Genomic DNA, 7,511 nt, shown 5'->3' on the forward strand with positions numbered 1-7,511 from the left:
TTTCGCTCAAGAAGTGGAACGAATCGTTTTCCAATAAAAAGCACGTTACTCGTGTTGTCATTGCGAGGAGTCCGCCTCCGGTGGACGACGTGGCAATCTGGGGGTAAGGGATAATTCCGCCCCCGCCGAGATTGCTTCGCCCTCGGGCTGAAGCCTTCCGCCTGCGGCGGAATGGTCTCGCAATGACAGCAGTGGCGGCAGCGTAACTATAAGTGTTACCTGGTACTGGTATAGCGTCTTATTGATTCCCTTAAATAATTCCAGGTTGGTTCCTGGCATGAGTTTCCCTCAGAATACCTTTCCGGCTCCCGTACCGCAGTTCATGGGGCAAAAACAATTATCCGGACTCAATTTGAAATATCTTACCAGCGGGATTATACTGAGGGTTATATTAGAGTTTTTGGACGCTTACCGGGCCGGTCTTGTCTCATATTATGCAAGGAAAGGAGAAAAAGGAATTGGTTGTGCAGACATGAGGTTACGGGGTTTTGGGGCTGAACATTATTTTATATATGGAGGAGCAGAACTATGGCAAAGGCAAACCTGATAACAACACTGGAAGAGTTTGAGGCTGAACGCCGGAAAGGGATCGGGACGGTATTACCCCCCACCGGCATGATTAAAGAGGCCAGCCTGGACAATATCCGGTCTTACACCGATGGTATCGGCGATTACAATCCCCTCTGGAGAGACGAGGCATACGCCGGCAATAGCCGGTTCGGCGCGATTACGGCGCCGCCAAACTGGGTATTCAGCCCGTCTATCGGCGCCGGGGTTGCCAGCAACGGCATTATTCCCCGTGAGCGCCTGTCCAACAAGTATTTTCCGATAAACTACGCCGGTGGTGAGATGGAGTGGTTCCGCCCCATCTGGGTGGGTGACAAAATTTATGTCAAAGAGACAGTCGGTGATGTGCAAAACAAGCAGAGCCAGCGCCTGGGTCCCATCCTGTTGTGCTCGGGGCTGACCCAATTTTACAACCAGCGCCGGGAGCTGGTGGCCACCCTTAACGCCATTGTAGCTAAATACCTGAATATCGGCAGGGCAATGAACTATGACCGGACTCCCAAAGGGGAAGTAGTCGGCGAACCGCCTGACCCGCTGGTCTGGGAGAGAACGAGACGGGGCGCCGAGACGCGTTACTGGGAAGATGTCAAGGAAGGGGAAGAACTGCCGACCCTGAAGAAAGGAACGTTTACCGAGAAAGAGGTATTCTTCTGGTTTCTGGTCTGCCGGGGCCACGGCTCCAACCGCGCCAAGAGGGAGGAGACCGAGGGGACTACCTACCTGGCCACGGGGCACCTCGACCACAAGTACTCCGTGGAGCGCCGCAATATGCCCGGCATGTTTGCTGACGGGCCGCACACATCATGCTGGCTGATGCAGATTGCGACCGACTGGATGGGTGATGACGGCGCTCTCAAGAAGTTCCGTTTCACGGTGCGCCATCCCAATGTCGTTGGTGACGTCAATACGGTGTTCGCCAAGGTGCTGAAGAAATACGTCGAGAACGGTGAGCACCTGGTGGATATTGATATAAAGAACCTCAACCAGGCTGAGCTGCCTACTCTCACCGGCAGCGCCACCGTCATCCTCCCGTCAAGAGGCTAAGTTAAACCAGGAGACCTGAGGCGGAAGATCCGCGGTTTAATCTGAAGGCGGCTCTCATTTGAGAGCCGCCTTTTCACTGAGTTCTGTTTGCATTGGTTGTTTTCTGTGTCATTGCGAGGAGGCGCCGCCGACGTGGCAATCCGAGAGGCGGGGGGTACCTTCCCCACATATAGATTGCTTCGCCCTCGGGACTTCGGCGTGAGCTCAGTCGAACGCTGAACTCGGGCTGAAGCCTACCGCCGGAGTTTACCCCGTACACCGATACGGGGTCGGAATGGTCAAGCAATGACATTACCAAAAGAATCAATAAGACCTTTTCCCAAGGTTATGGGACTCATTACAGTAAAAACCGCTCGATAGCTGCCGCCACGCCGTTGTGGTCGGCATCCCGGGTGATATGGTCGGCTACCGCCTTCAGCTCGGGCGGGGCATTATCCATGGCAATCGCCAGCCCCGCTTTAGCCAGCAGTGAGACATCGTTCACCCCATCCCCGATGGCGGCAACCGCGCTCAGTGGTACTCCCAGGTGGGAGACCAGCGCTTCCAGTGCCTCGCCCTTGGACACTCCGGGAGCGAGCACGTTAATAAAGTCGACCCCCGGGTAGGACGGCGTACTGGTTACCGAGAAGCTGATGCTGTCCCCGAAATGACGGCAGAAAAATTCAGCCCTGGCCTTTTCCTCCGCTGAGGCTACCACCAGCGTCCCCTTGAAGATCTCTTCCTCCTGCCAGAGCCGGTCGAAATCAACGATAACAGGCTCGATGCCGAAGAACTCACGGCGGATATCGGTCGTCCAGTTCTCCTCCTCGGCGAAAAAGTGGCTTACCGAATAGAAATCGATGGTTACCCCGCTCCGGTGAGCGAACTCAATCATCTGCCTGATTTTCTCCCGGCTGATAGGACGACCGTACACGGTGTCGTCGGTCTCCGGATTGTTCACCAGGGCTCCGTCAAAAAAGATGTGGTAGCCGTCAAGTGATAGCTGGTCAATGATTTTCAGAGAGGTCTGCCTTACCCTCCCGGTGGACAGGGAAATCCCGATGCCGGTTTTATAAGCCCTGGCTAAAGCCTGTTTGTCTTCCGTGGAGATGGTCCCCTGCTTGCCTAACAGCGTACCATCCACGTCTGCCACCAGGAGTTTATAAGAGTTATCTATTGTCCTGTCCTCCTTATCTTTTCGGGACGGAAAAGTGCTATACTGGTAAGCGATGACTGCCGTCTTGTCCGGGCCGGATATTCAAAAGCTATTGCAGCGGGAGCCTCCCCTGGTCGAAGCCTATATCGACCTTGAGGCGCAGGTACAGCCTAACGGGATTGACCTGACGCTGCGTGAAGTAGCCCGGCTCCAGTCATCAGGCAGGGTAGCTGTCAGCAACCATCAGAGACTGGTGCCCGGTTTAACGCCACTGGCTTTTGACGGGCAGGGCTTCATTGACCTGGAGCCCGGCATCTATATTATTACCTTCAATGAGATTGTCCACCTGCCCAATAATATTATGGCATTAGGCAGACCCAGGTCAAGTCTGCTGCGCTGTGGCGTCTCCGTGGAGACGGCGGTGTGGGACGCCGGCTACTCCGGACGTTCTCAATCGCTGCTGGTGGTGCATAATCCCCAGGGGTTCCGGACGCAGCGGGATGCCCGGGTCTTGCAGCTCATTTTCCTGCGTCTGACCGGTGAGACCGGGGGTTATAGCGGGGTCTACCAGCGGGAAAATATATAATTGAGGGGTCAGGGGTCTCGGTTGGCGGGACCATGACGAGACCATTCCGAAACGACCACTCTCCGTCATTCTGTACCCTGGCCTGTCGCCAGGACAGGCTTGATGCGGAATCCGGGTGACGCCGGGGCTATTTTCATAACAATGGTGGTTTGACCGCCAGATGGCAAACGGAACCTTAATTAGTGGCTGTTAATTATAATCAGGCAGTGCCGACGATGCCTGTTGTCAGTAAAGGACTTATCCCGAGTTTACCGAAGGAGGCTAGTTCACTTTGGCGTTACGGTCTGTCTGGCAATCTGACTCCGGTTCCAGTCTGGACGGAGAAGGGATGTCTTATTATGGCTGGGTGGTGGTGGGCGCCCTTTTTCTGGTCGGGGTTATCAGTTTCGGCATCAGCACATCTTTCGGCGTGTTTTTCAAACCCCTGATCGAGGACTTTGGCTCGAGCCGCATGCTGACCTCAGGGATATTCTCCGTTTATATCGTCCTGGGTTCTTTTTTTGGTGTTCTCAGCGGGTGGGGACTGGACCGTTACGGAGCCAAAATAGTGGTCATCCTGGCGGGGCTCTTTACCGGGCTGGGGCTGCTGCTGACCAGCCGGGCTTCAGTTCCGTGGCATTTATTCATCAGCTACAGCCTGCTGCTGGCGATAGGTATCGGGCCGATTTATACCATTATGATGTCAACGACCTCCAAGTGGTTTGACCGGAGGCGGGTGCTGGCAGTAGGCGTTGTCGGCGCCGGGATGGGTGTCGGCCCGATGCTGGTAGCGCCCTTTGCCACCTGGCTTATCGAGCGTTATGACTGGAACACCTCTTATTTCGTCATGGGAATTATCGCCCTGGTCACGATAACGCCGTGCGCGCTGCTGCTGCGCAGAGTTCCGGGTGAAGCATCTACTTTAGTGCTGAGCGATCCGTCAGCAACAGGCGCTCCCGGAAAACAGGGTAATAATAGCCAGATGGATGGACTTTCTATTCGGCAGGCGGCAAAGACGAGAAACTTCTGGCTCCTGTTTGCCGCCTGGTTCTTCCTCGCTTTCTGCATCCTGATGGTGTTGACCCATATCGTGCCCCATGCTATCGATTCCGGCATCACACCCGCCGGGGCAGCTTCGATACTGAGTCTGCTCAGTGCGGTAACCGTCATCGGGCGGCTGCTCATCGGCAGAGTTTCTGATATCGCCGGACGGAGGCTGGCGGCGATTATCTGTGTTCTGCTGCTGGCCGGAGGCATACTGTTGCTGATGCAACCGTTTAATTTAGGGTTACTCTATCTTTTTGCCGTTATTTTTGGACTCTCTAACGGAGGAATCGGGCCGCCGATTGTAGCCCAGTTTGGAGATATCTTCGGTCTGCGTAATCTCGGCATGATTATGGGGGTATTGAATGTTGCCTGGGGGGCTGGCGCAGCGCTGGGTTCAGCCTTTGCCGGCTATATTTTCGATACCAGAGGCAGTTATATTCCCGCCTTTTTAATTGCCCTGGTAGCCACGCTGATAACGGCGGGGCTGGTTCTTCTGCTCAGGATGCCGCCGGGTAACTGGGAAAGGCGGAAAGCGGTTATTCCGCCACCCGCGTGAATTAGATCCGGCTAATCAAGGTAGCCTATTTGCGCTGAAGGTCTGGGCTTGATGTCAATCTCGATGCCCGCTTCCCGGAACAGGTCAATAAATTCATCATCGTTGTACTTGCCGAAGCTGACAAACCGCCTGATGCGGGCGTTGACCAGCATCTTGGCGCAGAGCACGCACGGGGTGTGAGTGCAGTAGATGGTGCTGCCATCCAGGCTGACGGCATGGAGGGCAGCCTGGATGATGACATTCTGCTCGGCATGGATGGCGCGGCATATCTCATGGCGTTCCCCTGATGGTATCCCCAGCTCATCTCTCAAGCAGCCCAGCTCCAGGCAGTCCTTGAGACCGGAGGCAGCCCCGTTATAGCCGGTAGTCAGAATATGCTTGTCCTTTACCGCCACGGCGCCCACGTGGTGACGGCGGCAGGTCGCCCTTTCCGCCACCACTGAGGATATCTTCAAAAAGTATTCGTCCAGATCCGGTCGGCTTGTTCCGTTCATTTCAGCCTGTCGATAACAGATTTGGTTGTCGCTACCATCTCAGCTAGAGAGTCCTCATTGATGATGGTAACATCAGCCATAGCGATGGGACCGCCCTTGTTGACGTTCTCAATTTCGGCCCGGTCACGGCTGGAGGCTTCCGCCACGGTCAGAGGACGCTCCGGGCGGCCGGTCAGCCGGGCGTACCTTGTTTTGGGCGATGCCCAGACCGCCACCACATAGAAATCGGCGCCGTAATGGTCATTGAGGAAAGTATATTCTTCCCAGGAATAAAGACCGTCAATCACCACTTTGCTGTCTTTCAGAGCGGCGTCAATAGCGGGCAGGTTCAGTTTGGCATAGGCGTCCATGCCCTGTTCCCGGCGCAGCAGTTCCCGGACATGGCGCTCATTTTCCTCGTTTAGCTCCAGGCCTCTGCGGGCTACTTCCCGGTCAGTGACATCACCGAACCGGATTCTGGTGTAGCCGTTTTCCTGGAACAGGCGGGCTACCTCTGATTTTCCGGAGCCGGCCATCCCGACAATTGCGATTATTCTCATAGCTTTTGCTGATACATTTTCATTATAGGCGGACAGGAGGTCGCCTGGCAAATGGCAAAGTCCTATCTGTAACTGATTGATTTTTTAACCCTTGAGGGAAACCTAACACTTTACCCACCGCCCCCCGGAATTGACTTGCCCGCAGCCGATAGGCTATATTGAATATGCCGGTAAGGTGGAAGCCTGCCGAGCTGAATATGAAGCCTCCGAGTTGCGGTAACTAAGGGTGATTTGCCTATGAGCCGCAACCGATAGGTGCAAGGGGAAACGCTTGCGCCTCCCGTATTTGAAAAGGAGAGCATTATGCGGACGTTTGTTTACGTCGGCAGAGCACCTCCTTTGAGGTGCTTTTTTATTGGCTGACGCGTCTATGGTGGATGAGATTTTTGGGAGGTACAACCTTGAAAAAAATAGCCTGTTTGACCAGCATAATAATTATCTTGAGCCTGCTGGCGTTGATGGCGGGGTGCGCGCCATCAACGGCGCAGCCTCTGGCCCCGAAAACGAGACTGAGAGTCGCCACCACCACCAGCCTCTATGACACCGGACTCTGGGGCTACCTGGAACCCATGTTCGAGCAGAAGTACGGCGTCGAGCTGGATGTCATGTACGCCGGCACCGGTAAAGCTCTGGAGTACGGGCGGAGGGGGGATGTGGACGTCATCACCGTCCACGACAAAGCTGCGGAGGAGCAGTTTATCGCTGACGGCTACGGGGTGGAGCGCGTCCCCTTTGCTTATAACTACTTCCTCATCGTGGGGCCGCCGTCCGACCCGGCCGGTATCAAGGGCATGAGCCCGGAAGCCTCCTTCAGGAAGCTGATGGAGACCGGCAGCGGCAGTTTTGTCTCCCGGGGCGACGCTTCCGGCACACATGCCAAAGAGAAAGCGATATGGCAAGAAGCCGGGTATGAGTACGAGGCCGTGAGGCAAGCGGGCGACTGGTACATCGAGGCGGGGGGCGGCATGGGGGCGACGCTGAACATGGCCAGCGAGAAGCAGGCATATACCCTCACCGAAATGGGCACCTACCTCGCCTACAAGGTTAAACTGTAGCTGGCGCCAATCGTGGACAAGGGCGGTATCCTGCTTAACGTCTATTCCGCCATCGCCGTCAACCCGGAAAAGGCGCCGGTGAAGAATATCGAGATGGCCGATAACCTGATAAGCTTCCTCACCTCAACCGAGATACAGGAGCTAATCGGGAATTATGGCGTCAGGGACTACGGCATGCAGCTGTTCGTTCCCTGGACGGGGGCAGAACCCGGATAGGCTACCGGAGGATAAAAGTTGACCGAGCTATGGCAGAGCCTGATCAAGGCCATTGAGCTGATAGTCAGCCTTGACCCGGAGATAAGGGAGCTCGCCGGGAGGTCACTGGGTATTTCCGTGACCTCGACGGCGCTGGCTTCTCTGCTCTGCCTGCCCCTGGGTAGCCTGCTTCACTTCGCCTCTTTCCCGGGCAAGAGGAGCCTTCTCAACCTGATCCAGACGTTCTACAGCGTACCCACGGTCGCCATCGGACTGTTTGTCCTCGTCCTCTTTTCCCGGGCCGGGCCGCTGGG

9 protein-coding genes and 1 riboswitch are annotated in these 7,511 nt (G+C 55.6%); of the genes, 6 read left to right on the forward strand and 3 right to left on the reverse strand.

What is annotated here, in order from left to right; all coding sequences use genetic code 11:
* Positions 1-528: 528 nt before the first annotated feature.
* Positions 529-1,611, forward strand: coding sequence for a MaoC family dehydratase N-terminal domain-containing protein (locus Q8Q07_01245; GenBank protein ID MDP3878916.1), 1,083 nt, complete (start codon positions 529-531; stop codon positions 1,609-1,611).
* Between the two features lie 337 nt (positions 1,612-1,948).
* On the opposite strand, the gene Q8Q07_01250 is transcribed toward Q8Q07_01245, so the two are convergent.
* Positions 1,949-2,743: a Cof-type HAD-IIB family hydrolase gene (locus tag Q8Q07_01250; protein MDP3878917.1), complete on the reverse strand. Its 795-nt coding sequence runs from the start codon at positions 2,741-2,743 to the stop codon at positions 1,949-1,951.
* Between the two features lie 76 nt (positions 2,744-2,819).
* On the opposite strand from Q8Q07_01250, the gene Q8Q07_01255 reads away from it, so the two are divergent.
* Positions 2,820-3,332 (forward strand): deoxyuridine 5'-triphosphate nucleotidohydrolase, encoded by a 513-nt coding sequence (locus Q8Q07_01255; GenBank protein MDP3878918.1) that lies wholly within the window; start codon positions 2,820-2,822, stop codon positions 3,330-3,332.
* A 271-nt stretch (positions 3,333-3,603) separates the two neighbouring features.
* On the forward strand, positions 3,604-4,914 hold the full coding sequence (locus Q8Q07_01260) for an MFS transporter (GenBank protein ID MDP3878919.1): 1,311 nt from the start codon (positions 3,604-3,606) through the stop codon (positions 4,912-4,914).
* A gap of 11 nt (positions 4,915-4,925) precedes the next feature.
* Here the strand turns inward: Q8Q07_01260 and Q8Q07_01265 are convergent, their stop codons facing one another.
* Both Q8Q07_01265 and Q8Q07_01270 read right to left on the reverse strand, forming a co-directional pair.
* Complete coding sequence (locus Q8Q07_01265; protein ID MDP3878920.1) at positions 4,926-5,408, reverse strand: cytidine/deoxycytidylate deaminase family protein; 483 nt, start codon at positions 5,406-5,408, stop codon at positions 4,926-4,928.
* The gene (locus Q8Q07_01270) at positions 5,405-5,947 is read right to left on the reverse strand and encodes an AAA family ATPase (GenBank protein MDP3878921.1); all 543 of its coding nucleotides are present in this window, start codon (positions 5,945-5,947) and stop codon (positions 5,405-5,407) included. Before Q8Q07_01270 ends, Q8Q07_01265 begins: the two co-directional genes overlap by 4 nt.
* Positions 5,948-6,139: 192 nt before the next feature.
* A riboswitch (molybdenum cofactor riboswitch) is annotated at positions 6,140-6,261 on the forward strand.
* Between the two features lie 87 nt (positions 6,262-6,348).
* Here Q8Q07_01270 and Q8Q07_01275 point away from each other — a divergent pair.
* From Q8Q07_01275 to Q8Q07_01285, 3 genes are all read left to right on the forward strand, one after another.
* Positions 6,349-7,002, forward strand: coding sequence for a substrate-binding domain-containing protein (locus Q8Q07_01275; protein MDP3878922.1), 654 nt, complete (start codon positions 6,349-6,351; stop codon positions 7,000-7,002).
* Between the two features lie 12 nt (positions 7,003-7,014).
* Complete coding sequence (locus tag Q8Q07_01280) at positions 7,015-7,218, forward strand: hypothetical protein (GenBank protein ID MDP3878923.1); 204 nt, start codon at positions 7,015-7,017, stop codon at positions 7,216-7,218.
* Between the two features lie 18 nt (positions 7,219-7,236).
* On the forward strand, positions 7,237-7,511 hold a 275-nt coding region (locus Q8Q07_01285; protein ID MDP3878924.1), incomplete at its 3' end, for a hypothetical protein.

It is taken from the genome of Dehalococcoidales bacterium, from assembly GCA_030698765.1.
Lineage (GTDB): Bacteria > Chloroflexota > Dehalococcoidia > Dehalococcoidales > UBA2162 > JAUYMF01.